General features: G+C 33.5%; 15 protein-coding genes and 1 tRNA gene. 5 read left to right on the plus strand and 11 right to left on the minus strand.

Annotated elements, in window-relative coordinates:
- Positions 1 to 102: 102 nt before the first annotated feature.
- Positions 103 to 2,799, minus strand: coding sequence for a PAS domain S-box protein (locus Arg41_RS06830; RefSeq protein WP_092343360.1), 2,697 nt, complete (start codon positions 2,797 to 2,799; stop codon positions 103 to 105).
- Between the two features lie 149 nt (positions 2,800 to 2,948).
- On the opposite strand from Arg41_RS06830, the gene Arg41_RS06835 reads away from it, so the two are divergent.
- From Arg41_RS06835 to dut, 4 genes are all read left to right on the plus strand, one after another.
- A tRNA-Arg gene (locus Arg41_RS06835) sits at positions 2,949 to 3,025 on the plus strand.
- A gap of 171 nt (positions 3,026 to 3,196) precedes the next feature.
- Positions 3,197 to 3,649 carry an RNA polymerase-binding protein DksA gene (gene dksA / locus Arg41_RS06840; RefSeq protein ID WP_092343361.1) on the plus strand — a complete coding sequence of 151 codons (453 nt, stop codon included), beginning with the start codon at positions 3,197 to 3,199 and terminating at the stop codon, positions 3,647 to 3,649.
- An 82-nt stretch (positions 3,650 to 3,731) separates the two neighbouring features.
- Positions 3,732 to 4,949 carry a bifunctional phosphopantothenoylcysteine decarboxylase/phosphopantothenate--cysteine ligase CoaBC gene (coaBC, locus tag Arg41_RS06845; protein ID WP_092343362.1) on the plus strand — a complete coding sequence of 406 codons (1,218 nt, stop codon included), beginning with the start codon at positions 3,732 to 3,734 and terminating at the stop codon, positions 4,947 to 4,949.
- The gene (gene dut / locus Arg41_RS06850; RefSeq protein ID WP_092343363.1) at positions 4,949 to 5,398 is read left to right on the plus strand and encodes a dUTP diphosphatase; all 450 of its coding nucleotides are present in this window, start codon (positions 4,949 to 4,951) and stop codon (positions 5,396 to 5,398) included. The genes coaBC and dut overlap by 1 nt, the downstream gene beginning before the upstream one ends.
- On the opposite strand, the gene Arg41_RS06855 is transcribed toward dut, so the two are convergent.
- Both Arg41_RS06855 and Arg41_RS06860 read right to left on the minus strand, forming a co-directional pair.
- Positions 5,369 to 5,680: an RnfH family protein gene (locus Arg41_RS06855; RefSeq protein ID WP_092343364.1), complete on the minus strand. Its 312-nt coding sequence runs from the start codon at positions 5,678 to 5,680 to the stop codon at positions 5,369 to 5,371. The genes dut and Arg41_RS06855 overlap by 30 nt on opposite strands.
- Entirely contained in the window at positions 5,661 to 6,110 is a 450-nt protein-coding gene (locus tag Arg41_RS06860; RefSeq protein ID WP_092343365.1) for a type II toxin-antitoxin system RatA family toxin, read from the minus strand. The genes Arg41_RS06855 and Arg41_RS06860 overlap by 20 nt, the downstream gene beginning before the upstream one ends.
- A 38-nt stretch (positions 6,111 to 6,148) precedes the next feature.
- Between Arg41_RS06860 and smpB the strand changes: the two genes are divergently transcribed.
- Positions 6,149 to 6,598 carry an SsrA-binding protein SmpB gene (gene smpB / locus Arg41_RS06865; protein ID WP_092343366.1) on the plus strand — a complete coding sequence of 150 codons (450 nt, stop codon included), beginning with the start codon at positions 6,149 to 6,151 and terminating at the stop codon, positions 6,596 to 6,598.
- Positions 6,599 to 6,630: 32 nt separating this feature from the next.
- Here the strand turns inward: smpB and Arg41_RS06870 are convergent, their stop codons facing one another.
- The 8 genes from Arg41_RS06870 to Arg41_RS08005 all read right to left on the minus strand — a co-directional run bounded on the left by Arg41_RS06870 (position 6,631) and on the right by Arg41_RS08005 (position 19,026).
- Positions 6,631 to 8,607: a DUF1561 family protein gene (locus Arg41_RS06870; RefSeq protein WP_139057374.1), complete on the minus strand. Its 1,977-nt coding sequence runs from the start codon at positions 8,605 to 8,607 to the stop codon at positions 6,631 to 6,633.
- Between the two features lie 28 nt (positions 8,608 to 8,635).
- Positions 8,636 to 10,951: a ricin-type beta-trefoil lectin domain protein gene (locus Arg41_RS06875; RefSeq protein WP_139057373.1), complete on the minus strand. Its 2,316-nt coding sequence runs from the start codon at positions 10,949 to 10,951 to the stop codon at positions 8,636 to 8,638.
- A gap of 1,927 nt (positions 10,952 to 12,878) precedes the next feature.
- Positions 12,879 to 13,685 carry a hypothetical protein gene (locus Arg41_RS06880; RefSeq protein WP_242641419.1) on the minus strand — a complete coding sequence of 269 codons (807 nt, stop codon included), beginning with the start codon at positions 13,683 to 13,685 and terminating at the stop codon, positions 12,879 to 12,881.
- Positions 13,686 to 14,138: 453 nt separating this feature from the next.
- A complete protein-coding gene (locus Arg41_RS08000) occupies positions 14,139 to 14,294 on the minus strand; it encodes a hypothetical protein (RefSeq protein ID WP_157722317.1) in 156 nt (51 codons plus the stop codon).
- 209 nt (positions 14,295 to 14,503) lie between these two features.
- On the minus strand, positions 14,504 to 15,367 hold the full coding sequence (locus Arg41_RS06885) for a hypothetical protein (protein ID WP_092343370.1): 864 nt from the start codon (positions 15,365 to 15,367) through the stop codon (positions 14,504 to 14,506).
- Between the two features lie 138 nt (positions 15,368 to 15,505).
- Positions 15,506 to 16,339 (minus strand): hypothetical protein, encoded by an 834-nt coding sequence (locus Arg41_RS06890; RefSeq protein WP_172792683.1) that lies wholly within the window; start codon positions 16,337 to 16,339, stop codon positions 15,506 to 15,508.
- 552 nt (positions 16,340 to 16,891) lie between these two features.
- Entirely contained in the window at positions 16,892 to 18,109 is a 1,218-nt protein-coding gene (locus Arg41_RS06895; protein ID WP_092490638.1) for a hypothetical protein, read from the minus strand.
- A gap of 749 nt (positions 18,110 to 18,858) precedes the next feature.
- Positions 18,859 to 19,026: a hypothetical protein gene (locus Arg41_RS08005; protein WP_157722318.1), complete on the minus strand. Its 168-nt coding sequence runs from the start codon at positions 19,024 to 19,026 to the stop codon at positions 18,859 to 18,861.
- Positions 19,027 to 19,421: the final 395 nt, after the last annotated feature.

Raw genomic sequence — 19,421 nt, forward strand, 5'->3', positions numbered from 1 at the left:
AAGTCACCTTCACTATTAAGAATTATTATCAAGCCTTGATTGACCATAAAAAAACAGCAGCTGGAACCGGTATATTAAACGAAAACCCCCCCGTAACACCAGTTAGTCTATCACGCAAGGAAGGGTAAATCGGAAAATACTTCCTCCACCAGGATTACTTTCTGCCCAAAGCCTACCTTTGTGGTATTCCACAATCGATCTGCATATATTTAACCCCATTCCCATACCCTCGGTCTTTGTAGTAAAAAATGGAGCAAATAGCTTATCCATGGCGTCTGGGTTAATACCATGACCACGATCAAATACAGACACTTCTAGAACCTCATCACGAACTAGTGCCTCTATCCTAATCACACGATCTATACTATCTTGCATAGCATCAACGGCGTTTTTAATGAAATTAATCAAAACTTGCTGAATCAATATAGGATCCACACTGATGGGAGGTAATTGACTATCGACAACAAGTTCAATTGAAATATTTCTTTTGGATGCATCGACTTCAGCAAACTCCACTGCTTCAGCCAAAAGTTCATTCATATTACAAAGAAAAAAACGTGGTTCATTTTTTTTAACGAAATCACGAATACTACGAATAATCCTGCCTGCACGATCAGCCTGAAACGCATTCTTTCTCATAACCTTAAGAACCTCATCCAGGTTCATCATTCCTGACTCAAGACGAGCAATAGAACCAGTACTGTAATTTGAAATTGCGGTTAAAGGCTGATTTAGCTCGTGGGATAAAGAAGAAGCCATCTCACCCATGGTAATTAAATGAGAAGTTTGTTGAACTTTTTCTTGTTGCTGTTGATACAACTGCTCTGCTATTTTTCTCTTGGTGATATCTGTAGAAACTGACATTACTACGGGCTGACGACCATCAACCCAAGGGATAAGCCTCACCCTAACTTCGAACCAACGTTGCAAACTCTCTACATACACTTCAGCAGAAGCGTACTGATCCGAACCAGACCTAGATGCCTTAGGAACCGAACGACATAACTGTAAATGCATATCTGGGGAAGATCCAAAATTCTTATGATAGTAGGCATTATAAAACAAAACTCTCAATTGCAATTGATCAAAAACACAAACTGCAGCTTCTAATGAATTAATAACAGTAGTAAATTGCTGGTGATTATTTTCTAAAATTCTCCGAACACGATTTTTCTCAGTAACATCAATCACAGAAAAAATCCAACCGAAAGTGTTCTTATTTTGATCAGTAAGCGGTGAAACATATAAATGAGCCTCAAAATCTGTGCCATCTTTCTTCATCACACGAACTTCTAATCCACTACCAAATCTAGATTTATCACATCCTTCCTTAATAAAATCCTCAAGTAAAAACCCTACTTTATTGAGTTCATAAGGAAACGGCAGATAAGTATTTAAGCACTCACTAACAGAGTACCCAGTCATTGAAGAAAAAGCATGATTAACATAAGTCACTGTGCCATTCATATCAGTTACCTGAACCCCAGTTATCATAGAATCGCCAATAGCTTGGCGAAAAGCTTTTTCCTTAATCAATGCTCTCTGAATTTTTTTATGAGCAGTTATATCCTGAGCTATGGCGGTAAAATATTCTCCATCAGAAGAATCATGAATCTCCCATACTAACCAATACCTATCACCGTCTGTTGAACCATCAGAAGAATTATTAAAAACAAACTCTGCCTCAAAAAATACTCGTTTTACAGAACCAGACAAAATTTTATTCAACTTTTCTTCTACCAAATCGTAGCATTCTGGCGAAACAAACTTAGTTAGCTCCTGACCAATAACATGAAGCATTGACCCGGCATAGCTAGTAAAAATCTCATTGACTCTACAAAAACGAAATTCCCTATCAAATACACAAAGTGCTGCCAACGACAATCCAAGTAAATCCCGCCTTTGGGTTTGAATGTAATGACTTTTACTGCGATAAAACAGCAAAAAAATTACAGAAATAATCAAAATCATCCAAGTAGATAATCTAATGTAGTTTTCTAAAGAAGAGTAACTTGGCTCTACGCCTATAACCCTGAAATCAAATACATGTCTATTATCCCTGATTGTTGTAACCCTTTCGTAACGATAAGGATTACTCCCACCTTTGGTTACAATTACAGAACACCCTTTGCTTGAAGCTAAAACCTTACTATCAGAACTATCCATGATCTCAATACAAGATTGAGTACCTATATGCAAAGGAACAATATCTGAGAAAAAATTATGTGATTGGTACAAAAATGCCAAAGCTCCTACATATTTACCATCATAAAATTTTGGATAATAGGCAACAAAGTACGATGATTCGGGGAATATTGGCATACCTTCAATAAAAATATCAGCAACAAAGCTACCCTTACTAGTATTACTGAAATTCTTCTCGGCAAAACTCTTAACACTAGCACTCACAATATCTTCTTGATTTATATGCGTACCACATGCCGAAACTAAACTATTATTAGCATCTATAGCAAAAATTTTTAACAAATCTCTACGCATGGAAAACTGCTTTTCCAATCTACTACAAGAGCCCCTACTACCAACATTAGATAAGAATTGAAGCAACATGGGATCAGCAAACTCCATATCGCTTAGAAATTGGCGATGTATTAGGGAAGCGTAAAGCAGTGCATCCTGGCTGAAATTATCATGCTCCAATTTATCGTGGAAATTTTTAGATGAGAAGAAAAAAACAATAATAAACAACAAAGATGCCGCTGCAGTAGGAGATAAGCTAAAATATCTCTTCAATACTACGGAATACTTCTTCATCCAACGGGTAATAACCTTATGATCCAACTCCACCCCCGACAAAAATTGCAGTGATTTTAATCACAAAAAATAATGGGCCAGTAAATACTTTATCAATAAAATCACATATAACAGTTTTATATAATCATTCTCTTGCAAAAATTATACAGTCAGTGGAATAATGTGATCCTCTCTTCGCGCCCGTAGCTCAGCTGGATAGAGTACTTGGCTACGAACCAAGGGGTCGTGGGTTCAAATCCTGCCGGGCGCGCCAAGTTTTTCTCCTAACTTACTATCGATGTCGTAATACGGTTGTGATATGATCTCATAGTGCTCCGTTTTGGTCTTATTCTGCCTAAAAACGGGGTTGGTTTAGTAGGTTAGTATATTTTTTACATTTGACTCGACAGAATGTTTTGCTGTGTCTGTAGGGGAGTTTAGATTTATGATTGATAATGCCACACAAAGTAGCTCTAGCAAAAAGGATAACAATATCATCACTGAGGAGTTGTTGCTCAGTATGGATGATAGTGAGTACATGAATGAAGAACAGATAAAATTTTTTCGGCACAAACTTGAAGTAATGCGTTCTGAGTTACTTGAAAATGTTAATCAAACAGCGGAAAATCTCCGCGATACCCCGGTAGTGCCAGATCTTGTGGATCGTGCAACAATAGAGGAAGAGTACGCTCTTGAATTGAGAACAAGAAATCGTGAGAGTAAGCTTTTGTCTAAGATAGAAACGGCTCTGGAAAGAATCAACGATGGCACATACGGTTGGTGCGAGGAAACCGGTGAACCAATAGGTATACGTCGTTTACTGGCCCGTCCAACAACGGCCCTGAGCATAGAGGCGCAGCGTCGCCGAGAAATACGTCAAAAACTCTACAATGATTAGGATTAATCTAGTCTTTTTTTACCACACGTTTTCCTATATAAATATCGGTTTTGTATAGGAACCGTTCCGCTTTGAGGTTTTGATGCAGTCCAATAATCCACATTTAATACTCGGTGTAACTGCAGGCGTAGCGGCCTATAAATCACTTGAGCTAGTGAGGATTTTGATTAAGAATGGCTGGGAGGTTGATGTCATTTTATCTCCTAAAGCGCAACATCTTATACACCCATCTATGTTCCAGTCATTAATTCACAAAAATGTTTGGTGTGAAGACAGTACGGCAGAGTCAGACACAGGAATGCCCCACATTCAGTTATCAAGAAATGCCGATGCTATACTGATTTCACCCGCAACTGCTAACTTCATTGCTAAGTTGGCACATGGCATTGCCGATAACACTCTTCTAACCACGGTATTAGCTAAAAAAATTCCGCTAATAGTGGCTCCTTCCATGAATAAGCAAATGTGGAATAATCCTGCAACGCAAAGAAATATTGACATACTTAAACATGATGGAGTCGATGTGATCGCTCCGGACACCGGGGAACAAGCATGCGGTGAGTACGGAATCGGTAGATCCCATGAGGCTAGGGTCATATTTGAGTACGTAAGGAATAAACTTGTCTCCGGTGACCTTTTTGGTGGCAAAAAAATTCTAATTACAGCTGGACCGACTATAGAAAAAATAGACGCAGTACGCTACTTAACAAACCGAAGTTCAGGGAAGATGGGATACAGCCTAGCAGAAACAGCTTACAAAATGGGAGCTGAGGTTACGTTAGTATCTGGTCCAACACACATCCCCCCCCCACCGTTTGCTTGTGTAATAAAAGTTCAAACGTCGGAAGAAATGTACTCTGCGGTCAATGATCGCGCTAAAAATCAAGACATATTTATATCTGCAGCAGCCGTATCAGATTACACACCTGTAACATACTCAGATAAAAAAACCACCAAAAAGGATGAAATCACTATAAAGCTGAGAAAAACTGCCGACATTCTGGCACTAGTTGCAAAACAGCACAAAGACCTATTCTGTGTTGGATTTTGTTGTGAAACTGATGAATTGGATAAAAATTCAGAGAGAAAACGAATAGAAAAAAACGCTAGGTTAATGGTAGGAAATTTAGTTAGAAACTCCATAGGCAAGGACAGCAATTCTGTAGTCCTCTACGATGAACACGGAAAAACTATACTTACCCAAAACCCTAAGATAGTCGTTGCACAACAAATTATGCAACACATATATTTACTTATGGCAGAGGAAAATAATACCTCCCAACAACCTAAGGAATACTGATGCTATCGATAAATGTTAAAATTTTGGACGAAAGAATACGCAATATCATGCCCACATATGCAACAGATGGATCAGCTGGGATGGATATTAGAGCTTGCGTTGATACGGCTATAACTTTGGATAAAGGTGAGTCCATACTAATACCGAGCGGAATAAGCTTCCACATAAATGACCCCAAGTATGCAGCGATTTTGCTCCCAAGATCTGGATTAGGACATAAACACGGCATAATACTTGGCAATACTGTGGGGTTAATTGACTCTGACTACCAAGGATCCCTGCAGGTATCACTGCTAAATAGATCAAACAAAAGCTTTGTAATAGAACCCATGGATCGCATTGCTCAGCTGGTGATAATACCGGTCATCCGCGCTTTATGGAACGTTGTAGAAGAATTCGACGCTGTATCAGAACGTGCATCAGGTGGATTTGGATCCACTGGACAATAGCAATTTATTAGCACGAAGCCGCCTAATTTCCTTAGGATCTACTAATATTGGACGATAAATTTCCACTCTGTCACCATCACTAACCGCAGCAGAAAGGTCGTGTAGCCTACCGTATATACCCACCTTCTGCTGATTAAGATCTATTTTAGGAAAACGGTCCAACATTCCTGACATCTTAATGGCATCTTCTATTCTACTGCCCACAGGAACTGAAAGTGAAATAATTACAGCTTCCTCCCTTAAGGCATAAACCACTTTAACATTAAAATTTTCCGTAGACATCCTTCACTCTTTTCACGAATGAATCTACAAAACTATTTGTTATTTTATCAAAAACCGGGCCAACAGCTTTCTCAAGCATAACGTGAGAAAATTCATACTCTATATCAAATGATACATGACACCCTGAAAGGGATTGGTTATCAATTGGATTTAACAGCCACAAACCCCGCAATCTCTTGAATGGACCCTTAAGCAAAGAAAGCTCTATCGATTGATCGGCAATCATGGTATTTTGTGTCTGGAAAGACTGCTTGATTCCGTGGAAGTTAATGCCAATGGTAGCACATACCATATTATCGCTTGGTCGTTCGTCAATTTTTGCTTCATCGCACCAATCAAGAAATAGAGGGTACGAAGGAATATCAGCAATAACCAAAAACACTTGGTGCGCTGAATAAGTAAGCAGTGCCTCTTTGTAGATGTGCGCCATATATGTGCTTTTCCATTCATCGGGAGTATATTATAGCCATGATTATCGTACAAAATAAAAAAGCTTTTCACGACTATTTTATTGAAGATAAGTATGAGGCTGGGATGGTACTTATGGGTTGGGAAACCAAATCGATCAGAGCTGGTCGCGCCCAAATAAAGGAGGCTTATGTACTGGTAAAAAATACCGAAATATGGTTAATTGGAGCTCACATCAGTCCCCTCCTATCTGCATCAACACACATCAAAACTGATCCAGTACGTACCCGCAAGCTACTACTAAACCACAAGGAAATAAGTAAGCTAATAGGACTTACAGAACGCCGCGGCTACACACTAATACCATTAGATCTTCATTATAGTAAAAGAGGATATATAAAAGCTGAAATCGGTCTAGCAAAAGGAAAAAAACAACACGACAAGCGAGAAAGTGAGAAAAAACGTGACTGGGAACGAGAAAAAGCTCGAATCATGAGAAGACCTGCATAAATGATAATATCGTCTCGCATCTCACTCCACCCCTAATGGTACCAGCAACGAGAGTTAGCCAACTTACCATCATAGGTATGGTACATGCACCTATAAGTGTCTCGTACAGAAAAACTACTATCTGCATCAATAGATAAATATTGATTTTTGGTTCCAGAGCAGTCTCTCAAAGGATAAAATGGATTAACATGATCATCTTCAAACGAATTTATAATACGAAAAGCAAAAATGTTATCAACACCCAAATGAGATCGATATAAAAACTCGCTCAAACTCTCCCTACCATAAAAACTATCAGTAAAATCACGGATAGAAATATCATCATGATAAATATTAGTGTCAAGAATTCTAATCCCATGGAATTTTTTTGAAAACTCTTTCAACACTAAAAATAAGTGCCGTTTATTTTTGTAAGTTTGATCTTGAGCAAGAACCGCATAAATTCCCTCTTGACTTTGATAAATGAATCCAATTAGCTCAGAAACACTCATTCCAACGCCTTTGGTAAGAGAATATACCCTACCCGGAAGAACTTTATCAAACAGGGAATTAAGAAAAGCAACATGATCCTTGTCAGACATAATGTTTACCTCCGTCTCTTTACTTAAAGAATGACGATAAGTCTCCAAGAACTTAGAAAGGGTACCATCATAATCTACAGGATATAAAGGCTGTTTATCTAGTGAATGGGTAACAATAAATAAAGCATTTACCCCTTGGATAAAACAAATAATATTATCGCTATCACTATCATTACGACAGCTATACAGACCATCTTCGCGCATAGCGTACATTTTAAGAATAGTAAAGTACTTGCCAAATTCATAACTTTGACTAGGCGTACTATCATCATAGTTGGGTGAACAATATTTTTCATTATCATTAAAAGATGATAAAAATGACTGAGCCTCGAAAGATAACCAATCCTGACCCGATGGTGATGAAACATAAAATACCGAAGGAGACATACCCATGACATGCGGATCAATCTTTCTCCTATTTACCACATATAGGTAACCAAAAGTACCACTATAATCACTCACAGCTAAGTAATTACCTCTATCATCCTGCCAATACACAGCATCATTGGTGTAACCAGAAAAGAATCCAGTACCATTAATTCTTATAGGAACCCATCTCTGTCTTGAAACAACACCATCGATAGCGTCGATATAATCGTTACAATCTTCCCAGTACACCCAACCAAAGTCACTTTCTGAATTAATAAGCGGTGACGATAAACACTTTTTTTGTGGAACATGGTATATCAGGCCATGTTCCATTTTCACTTTATATGAATAGTATGACAGCCTTCTCGTATGAGGATCATAAAAAATGGAATCACCATCAGATTTATACTCGTACTTACAACCATTTGCCGTTACATAATATAAAGCTCCGCGATTAGATTCAGATTCCCATCTAAGTTGCAATGAAACACTAACGTCATCTGGATAAGAATAGTGCTTATCCAAATCCGTAGACACCAAATAATCGTCGTAGCAATTTGAAGAGTAATTACAGACCACACCATAGAAAGAATTAGTAAAAACAGCATTATAGTGTTGAATTCTTAATTCAGTACCTCTTAAAAATATGTTATTACCCCTGAACTCCCACTGTTGATTAACATCGCCAATATCACACTGAGAAAAATACAACCAGCTTTTCTCATTATAATATGAACTAGACAGGTCTCTAGGATAAGTCAGGCAATAGCTAAAAGAGTTCAGTTTGATTGACAAGCGACCATATATATCATACCTAATGGGAGGAGAGTTATAACAAGAATCAAGGTATAAATACAATTTATCACTAAATACAGAAAATAATCCTCCAAGAGCTCCAGTGTAGCAGTAATTTTTACCATTATTATCAACAACCTCTAATTTCCCAGAAAAATCATCAGCTTTTTCGCCATGGTAATACATTGAAAAAATAGTACCGCTAAACAAGACAAATGACAGACAACACAAAACCCTTGCAACAAAAGAGAACACACTAATCATATTAAAATCATATCTATAGAAAAAATTTCTAATCAGAAGCATATACTACAACAGGAAATAATTTCCAAATTTGACTACTACTACCATCGCAGGGAGAAACTTTAACATAATCAAAATTTACACCACTACCACTAAAACAACCCATATTATCAATAGATATAGCACTACCATCATTAAATTTTATTCTGCTAGCATCATGTAATGAGGCGGATGGCTTCAATGTACCTTCACCTAAATTTTTAAAAACTAACACTCTATTGTCATAAGATACCAAAGTAACAAAGTCATCAAAATCAGCCCCTCCAATATCAACGGAAAATAACTGTGAAGAAGAATCTGGAGAACAGTTAACTGAAAAAACACTATCATTTTGGTAGACGTAGGGCCCACCAACTTGAAGACATAAATTATCTCCGTTGATTCCTTTATTGATTAAATTAAAGAAAATATCAGAGTAACGGTCATTATTTCTAACATTATAGTAATGATATCCAACTAGTTTTCTTCCACCATCACAATCACTCAAAAAAACGTTAGATTCATTACCCTTACTATCATTATAATGATTATCAAATAAGCACTTATTAGCATCAACATTATGAAATTGAAACAAATCATCTAAAAACCATAATTGATTTTTATTTCCATAAGAACATGATGAAAATGAAACTGTACGACTTCTATCTGTTGTAGTAGAACAATACTTATCAAATCCTGAAACAACACCAAAACTTTGATTGTGGTAAACCATGTTAAAAGTTTTATAAAATAAACTTGGACGGTAGATATAGGTTACTTTATTAAACCTGTAACTATCAGATGAACAAAAGAAACTTTCAAGATGAGTATCAACTAAACCATATTTATCCTCAGGCCCAATGCACCTACCACTAACTGTAATGGTATAAGGAACTCCCAAAGAATAACGAGAAAATAATATCGTAAAGTAATCATCATACATACTCGTAGTAGAATAAGGTGCTACAGAGATATTTCCCCTAGGATCACTTTTTAAGCAAATCTTAGTGTTTAAATTATTTCGTGATGTACAAATCCTCATAGAGTAAATATCAGAAGACATACCTAAAACTTCATAAGACCAAATATCAGTTTTTCCATGGGAACAATCTTGATCTATCAATTTTTGATTGTCGTCAACAACAAGGCATCGATTATTAATAGTCATAAGATGCCAAATACCACTCGATCCAAGTTTAAGTATTGAAGGCAATAAAATAAAATTAGCCCTTTGGTCCATCGATCCATCTGGAAAATAACTCTGGTCAACAAAATCGAACTTTGGTTCAATTTTTTTATCATCTGTATGTTGGTATGAAATTGCAATTTTTTTCCCAGTAGCAAAAGAATAAAAGTTACCAGATAATGTACTATTAGCACTAGCATCCATAATCTCTTTCGTACAATCCTTACCAGTTTTTGATGACATAATACGCCATCTTGTAGGATACGATTTCAAATTTTCTGAAAGCTCTAAGTTAGCATTATCAGCCCACAGTAACCTATCATTAAAACCTGGATATGCATATAATAAAACTACACCATTACTGCTATTGCTATAATAATCATTTGTACTTTGGTTATTTGCTACGTAAAAATATCCTGCTACTGGAGACCCAAAATCTTGATACTTCAATAGATATCCATCTGAAAATTCTGGAGAAATAAATGAATTATAATTATGCCAAAACTGAATGTGAGCACCTTGTTTATCTGAATAGCCACTGAGTATGATGTAATAAGTATCATTTTGTGGATAATTATCTTTACGTACCTTCAAATATTTTGAAAAAACATCTCTATAAATAACCATCCCTTTATCTGCAGTTTTAATGTATACTTCCTCGCACTCACCTACAATGGGATAATTACTTGCCCCCTTATAAAATAGATTATAAATTTTACGCGTACAATCCTCATAAGTATTTTTATCCCTAAAATGTACGCGAAAAGCAGCTCCACTAAAATCATCAATAAAATATTGTTTAATTATTACGTAATCATATCCTCTCCCAACTACTATCCAATTGTCATTACCAGAAATACCCTGAACACCAAGACCAGTGGCATTTATAACATTAACTGTCAAATTATTATAATAATTACCCTCCAAATTGATACTAAAAATACCTTTATCAATATTCTTAGTGATAAATCTCCAGCTGTCAGGAGTATTAGAAGGAATAACATTTATATCAACAACTTTCCACCACTTATGTGAATCATAAAATCTAGCATTAACAGTATCACAAACAGCCGCAGAAAATACCATAGGTGCATAAGAAATAAAAATAATAGCCATCCATAAACTAAAACTATTAGACATATCTACCACCTCGAATATTACTGATGAAACGCGGCAAAATATTATACATATGGATATAAAATTATAAATAAAAACAAATATAAATCTAATAAACACAGAACACTTTATACAAGAAATATGATAAAAACTAGCAATAAATAAATAAGAAACAAAATAACATTTATATGCTTTAGAAATAAACATCAACCTGAAAACACTGTGTAACCAAAGCAATTGAACACATTCAAGTATGATGCTATAGAAAAATATATAAATTAAATTCTTAGATACAAAACCGAAAATACCCCTAGCGCAATTATGCCATACTAATATATATCTTACAATTATCATACTCATTTTCAGATTATATTTTTTCAATTTTTTTTAAAAATATGAAAAGTATTATGAATCAGCTGAGTTGTATTAATCTTTTAATCTCATTATTATTAATATAAATAAAAGCAATAAGATAAAGAAAATAAGCAGTAACCATGTTAGATAATTGCCGTCCTGACATGAGTAAGTACGTTCCCGTCTATACGAATAGATCTGACTCGACATTGCTATAAAAAATGAGTTTAGACATCATGATATGAGTAAGCATATGAATTACCTGGAATAACTACAATAACAATGTTAGATGATGCGGAATTTTTGCTACTAACCTTCTCAGAGCATATAGATTGGCAAAGGGATTACGATATTTTATCAGAAAAAAACCATCAACATGATGATTAGAAAAGAATCAAATCATATTACTAGCGCGAGAAGGAAGGCAATTATAAAATCGCACTAGTTATTGCCTTTGCAATGTATGAATAAAAAATAATCTAACTAATACGATTATTCGATAACAACACAATATTATAGCGTCACCACCTGGAAGTTTATTATCCTAAATGAAAAAATAACTCCCCCCCAATACAACTTATGCAAAGCTTTTATCACGAAATAATTTACATAATTTTTGAATCATCTATAATTTTTCTACTTATCTACAAATTCTTCACCTTTAAAAACTTTTAAAAGATAATACTTACATCTTGGCAATAAAATCATGGAAGCAAACACACACATAGTCACCCCAAAATAAACTCTAAAATCATTATGTAATCAACAGTTGAATAATAGATTATGATGTTAATATATAATCGATTGCCCTAGAAGTAATAGCTGCTGCGGTTTACATAGGAGAAATAGCATCATTTAAGTAATCATACAAACGAGGGACATACTTAATGTCTGAAAAAACTTAGTAGTATAATCAAAAATATGAAATTATAAAAAATCACATGGTAAGCTAAATATCTTCACCCTCTTTGTCTGAAAACCTTGTACTCCTTTATTTATCAATTGCATTATAATAAATGCTATCAGGATAATCTTTAAGTATATCCCTTTCAAACAAATATCAGTTACCAGAAGTCTATTTTTGCAACATCAACCTCAACAAGTGGCATTCCACTATAAACTCCATAAGTTATATTTATCTCATTGTGAATAGTAGTAGCTTGTAAAAATTAAGATAATGACAAACACGAGTTAAGTAATTAGTAATTTATCACCTATTTCACCATAGTAAAAATTTATTTTCTTTACTCAATTAACCGGTACTATTGATATATAATATATATTTTGATCGTCTTCTGGACTTCACAGGTAACTGAACATAAAAATCTCTTCCTCGTTATGAAATCATAAGCAGAACACTTATTAATTAGGAAAAATATAAAAATTTAAGATTATCAATTATTAGATCTTAATAAGCTTACCCATATCGGCAAAACAAACCAATTCATTCTCAGCACAACAATAATATTGGAGTTTAATCTAGATTTTTATGATTTAAGACCACCAAAATCTAATCCAATAAGAAACGTTTAACATACAGTTTGCACTAATGACTATCACATTGGATCATATAAAAAAGATAATATAATTATTATACCTATTCTAAATCTAACTCCTCAATCTCAATGTAAGATTTCATAACTTCTTCTCCATTATTATGATTTTCACCTGCATTATCTAATGATTCTAAATTTCTTCTTCTCTCGATATCTTTTCCATTAGATCCAAAGCAAGTATATCTTGCAAAAATACATTTTTTTAATCGAGAACTTATTGAGAAAAAAATAAGTATAAATATTAGTAAAGATACTGCACAAATAAAAATTATAATTTTTGTAGAAGATTTAACTGCCACACCAACAGGAACCACTGTACCATCTGCAGGAGAAGTGGTAGGTATAGCAGCAAAAGTTGGAGCAGAGTATGCAATGAAATTATTCAAATCTTCACAATTACTGAAATGGGCCACACCACCATTATGAGATATGGAAGGATAATTAATATTAGACATTATCCCTAAACCTAGAGACTCTAATGCATCATCTGCATCACCCGTCAAATAACTTACTCTATTGCCAATCGTCAACAAATCATCTTCTGCAATATGTTTGCCAACTACAATAAATGGATCACCAATAACCGACTTTAACTCTGATTCTATATTAATAACAGAAACATTTTCAGTCAATGCAGGATAATCTATCTTAGCTTTATCAATAGCTGACTTTAGTGCTATCAATATACACACTTCCAAAGCAAACTTAGACTCCACTGATCCTTCAGCAAAAATTTGAGCATCAGTAACTGCAATGAAACTACTGAAAAAAGCTAATAACACGGCAGAATTACAAATAAAAGAAGGACATTTTTTCAATGATCTACAAACTCCTCTTATTGAATCCATCAAAGTAATGGTCTGTAAAACCGAACTAAGTAACAAACAATTATCTGCGATAAAGCTTCTTGAATAACTTGATATGTTAAATGAACTACGGATAGGAATTATCAACTTTAGTGCCCTTATAAAATTGCAAAGATTAAATATTATATGCTTCGGTATTTTTTATGAAAGTAAATTTCAACATTTTTTATTAATTAGTTATTTAGCTAACAAACTTCATACTAGCCAATTTCATTCACATCCCAATAAAACATGCAAATAATTCTACTTCTTAGTAGTAACTAGTTGAACTATATATGCCATCATATTAAGGACATGATACTAATATAATTAGTTAAAAAAATAGATAATTATATACATTAATTAATATTCAAAATGCACATAATCACTGAAGACACAAATCCAAAACCAATAAAAATTTAACAATAACATGAATCAGTTATTGATCATTTGCCATCAATACATCAACAAAGAAGTAGGTTTGAAAACAAGAAAAGGTGAAAATAGGAAAAATAACAATAATCTTACGTACCGCAACTTACGACACTTAAAAGTATTAGAAATTACCAGCACAATAACGCCCAAAGACATGCCACCCTGATCATTATGCATAATTTTAGATCAAACAAAGTAATCACGTTAATGGAAAACATAAATCTAATACATATAAAGAAGAACTTAAGAAACAATGACATTCAAAAACACAATTAACATTGCAGTACAGTGCAATGTTCATCTTCACTAAAACATAAAAATTTATCATTCACAAATAATAAAAAAATAACTACAAAAACAATACCAAGTTTTTACCAAAAAATAATTTATGGAATTTTAGCTTCGGTCACAATTTTTCTACTTAACACTCTGACTGCACGGTTGGCAACACCAAAAATTTTTAAACGAGAACGTTTACATCTTAGCAATAAAAACATAAAAGTAAAAATTAACATAGTTGCAAAAAAAATAACCGATAAATCCATTATTGGATCAGTTGTTGATGTATCAAGACCAAACCTTGATATAGGATCAACCGTTGAAGTAATAGCCTCTGAAATTGATGTAGGAACAGTATCATTAAAGTAATCGTACAAATTGGGACAATAATTAATATCTGCAGAGTAAACGTTCATCCTTCTAAGAGCAGATCCATAAGAAAAATCGCTGTCTATATTTACTTGTAATATCCTCTTCGCAAAACTAATTCTTACCGCAAATTGATTCAGTAACCAATAGAAACTACTTTTCAATTGCGCTATAATAAGTCCCGCTTGATGATCATCAGTAGAGTCCCTGGAAAATTTCTCCGAATCACCAAGAACAGATTTTAATGCCGGTATCACATCAATACTCAAATAGTAAGCATGGGAAGAGTTCTGAAACAACCTAAAAGATTCGTCGGCTCTTGATTGCAAAAAAATCAAGGCACATGCCCTTGATTTCAATAATTCCCACCTCAATTCAGAAATAGTTTCGGCATCAGCACAATCAACAAGATTAGCTAGTATAGAAAAACAAAGAGCAGCCTTACCAAGTGCTCTATTAGAAAATTTACTAATCCTACTAATTGCATTGTAAGGAATAACAACAGGTGAAAATGAGTCAATCAACGAATATTCTCCAGATAAATTACTACTATCATCACCAACTGTATTCAAAAAACTAACATTAAACCTTTTCATTACCATTATTATACATTCCCACTTCTGGTATCCTCAAAACACCACAAACACAGCACTATCATTATCGTAAAAATACACAACTCAACAAAAACCAACTTTATAATTTTACCAAGTCTTTTATCACAAAAACATATGGATTTTTTATTAATCCAAGATTCTCCTACCCATAACTCTAACTGCACGCTTTGCAACACCAAAAATTTTTAAACGAGAACATTTACATCTTAGTAATAAAAATAAGAAGATAAAACTAAATACAATCGCTCCCAAAATAACTAATAAACTTCTCATATAATCCACATAATCAGTTGTCGATATAGTAGTATCTGTTGTTAGAATGTCGATATTGTCGTCAACGTAATCATACAAATCTGGACAGTGCCTAATGTTTCCAACATAAAATCTATATTTCTCTGAATCAAGTAAACGAGGATCGTATTTTTCCATATCTACTGGTAAAACTTTACTGGCTTTAAATAGTATTGAAGCCAATTCACTTAATATCGATTTTATCTTGTTATTCAATTGCATTATGACGACGTTGGCTTGATGATCATCAGCCGAGCTCCTTCTGAAAAAAGACAATTCACCAATTATATGACCTAACGATGGAACTATAGCGATTTTATAATACTCCCCGCTATAAGAACCATTGGAAATTCTGTATAAATACCTACTCATTTCATCAGATTTCGACTGCAAAAAAAGCATGGAGCACACTCTTGATTTCAATACCTCCCACTTTGGGTCAGAAATAATCTCAGAACCAGCACTACCAATGAGACTAACAAGAATAGAAGAAACAATAACAGTTTTAACAAGTGCCCTATTATATAATCCACCAATTCTTTTCATCGAATCGGTAGGAACAACAACCTGTAAAACCGGACCTAATGAAGAAGGTAAACTAGCATCATCTAAAGACAAATTATTACATCCATCTTCTTTAGCCGTGTTCAAAAAATCTATATCAGACATAACCATTTACAGTACTCTCGAAAAAACGTATCTAAATTATATTGCCATAGTGCAACAAGAAACATTTCAAAAAAAGTAATATTTTAACTCTACTAACTGATCAAATACCTATAAAGTAATTTTACATTTAAGGCACGATAAAATAGGAAAATGCTTTATAATAATTATACCATCATACTAGGAAACAATTGGCGCATTACATAATCTACATCGTCATGATACAGCACTTTCACTCATGTAATGGATCAAGAAAATTATCACGCCCCAAATATACTATATTAAATTTATTTAATGTGACTAAAAATTAGTTATACATATTCAAAAATATTTACCTCCCTTAATTATAATTAAAAGATTAGGACAAAATAATTAGGCAACATCAAAGCTAGCACAATATAATTTTAATGATTATATAATATGTGCAAAATAATAAGTATAATATGAAATTAATTATCCATTAATCACTAAAAACAAGAATAAAAGCAACTCAAAAAATTAATGACATGAATTAATATATAGATCCTAATATAGAATTAATTGCACTCGTAGTCATTACACCAACAAATCATCACGCTCCCGCTCCCCCCCCAGTACTTCCCTTACATAACCACCATCTACTCGTGCAGGTAATGGAGCAAGCCATGGAAATTCCGATGAATCATCCCTTCTACATCTAGTTTTTTTTCTAGATTCACAACAAATACTCTCACCACGTCTGCATTTTTTCGTACTAGAACACCTATATCCCAAAAAGAAAAATACCAAAGCAACTATGAATATAGTTACCGCAAAAGAAATCAACATAGTTTCCTTAGATATTAAAGACATAATATATTTAAAGTCATATTTACTTACTGATACATCAGAAGCAGAAAATATTGATGCATTTGATGCAAACATCGATGTGGTATTAATTGCAGTAGCATCTAAAAGCTGTGAAATAGTGGAAAGTGCAAGTGTTGACGTAGTGGTAGGTGCAAATGTCACCGTAGTAGAAGATGCAAGTGTCGACGTAGTAGCAGGTGCAAGTATTAACATGGTAGCAGCTGCAAGCGTTGACGTAGTAGTAGGTGCAAGTGTTGATGTAGTGGTAGGTGCAAGTGTTGATGTAGTAACAGATACCTCCGTTGTTGTAGTAATTGCATCAACAATAAATTCACTTATAGTTGGACAATATGTAACATCTACTCTACCCCTTCTAATAATCCTACTAATAATATTAGCAGGATCTTCTCCGTATAATCCTACTGATTTTAATCTTGTCAAGAAATCCAAAATCATAGAATTTACTTTAGATCCTAATTGTGATGAAATAAGTTCTAAAAGTTGATGGTTTCCAACATATGAACTTTTTACAAGTTTACTTGATGCAGCAACAGACATTAACTCTTTTTCAGCATTATAGGAGTATGATCTTAACCTAGGATTTTCTTCTTTAAAGCTATCAAAAGATGATTCAATAAAAATTATGGCACACATGCTTGATCCCAATGACCCCCAAAGCTCTTCAACATAGGCCGACAAATCACTATCTTCAACAGCATTAGCATTTCCAACGAAGGCACTAATTACAGTGGAAAGCAAAACAGCCTTAACAAGAAAAGGAATTTTTCTCCGCCCCAAATTAGGTAAATCACAAATTCTATTTATTACATTGCATGGAACCGTAATCTGGGAAAACGAACTAAGCAGCGAATAGTTATCAATTGAATCACTGCATCCACTATCATTACCAGCTGCATTTAAAAAACCAATATTAGTCGTTACCACTCTCGTCATTCCTATAAAGTTTTCAATATGACTTCATAGTATAAGATGGGTACTTTCGATAAAAGCAAGTCTTTAACTTCGATAATTAGTTATATTAACAAATTGTTTATCAAATAGTTTTACATAAAGTACAATAAAGCATCGCATGTATTTTAATACTTCATAATTAATTAACAATAAATAATTATATTATATTACCATCAACTAAAAAACATAATTAATATATAGATAAAGTGATGACAAAATTAATAGATAAAAAACAAGTCGCAACCGCAATTTTTAAAAATCTACAAATTATCCATGAGCGCTCCAAATAAACTCGTCATTATCATGATAAATAGACTTTCATTACTATGCGAATTAAAATTGATGATGATGATATAAAAAATTAGTGTGGTGCCACTAAATTTGTCATCTATCTTCTTTAAAATAGAAAAACATTAATTTTAACTTTCTAGGATAATCACTAATAATTTAGTAAAATAATTCCCGTCAACGCTCAATAATGCTTAACGCAAAAATAAAATCATGTAATACCTAAATAAAAATCACAATTTTATTAACTAGCTAGAAAAAATTCATAAAAAATATAAAAATGCATCAAGACAATAGTGCAGATATAAAATCTAAAACTAGCACCAATAAAATTAAAAATTACTGATTTAAATATATGAAACAACAATAACTTTAAAAATGAAAACATACCATTTTATCACCGCATAACAACTCATATAATAAGCACAACATAATTATAAATCTACTATCCCCAAAACAGTATCAAACACCATAACTACCAACCTCTTCCTTATGCAGCACCATTTGTTACAATAACAAATAACTATACCCATAATTTTTTCTAAAAACCTCATCTTGATTAATATTATATTTTCGTATATATCTTTGGAGAAAAAACACACTTTTCTCCAAAGATTTCAAAGAAAAAACTCATACAGCAAATACATAAATCATAACTGCCATTATTGATTACGATAAAATCAGTTCAGTACCTGATCTTACTGTTACAGTATTAAATTTTGTGGTAAATACTTCTTATAGATTAATAATCCATGTAAATTTGAGCAACCATATATATCTTTCACATTATAATTATGTTCATTGAACATAATTATAATAATAGCATTATCAATGTATAGTATTATTGATCTATAATCCTTTTAACTTCGATAATATAATCCATCTCCCTATAACAGATATAATTATTTTTAACATCGGGTAATGTGTAGATCATTATTAGTAATAATTACACAAAGATCAACAGGAATGGTAAGACAACTAACACAACCAATATATT

Origin of the sequence: Candidatus Ichthyocystis hellenicum (assembly GCF_001460935.1) — a bacterium.
GTDB lineage: Bacteria > Pseudomonadota > Gammaproteobacteria > Burkholderiales > 2013Ark19i > Ichthyocystis > Ichthyocystis hellenicum.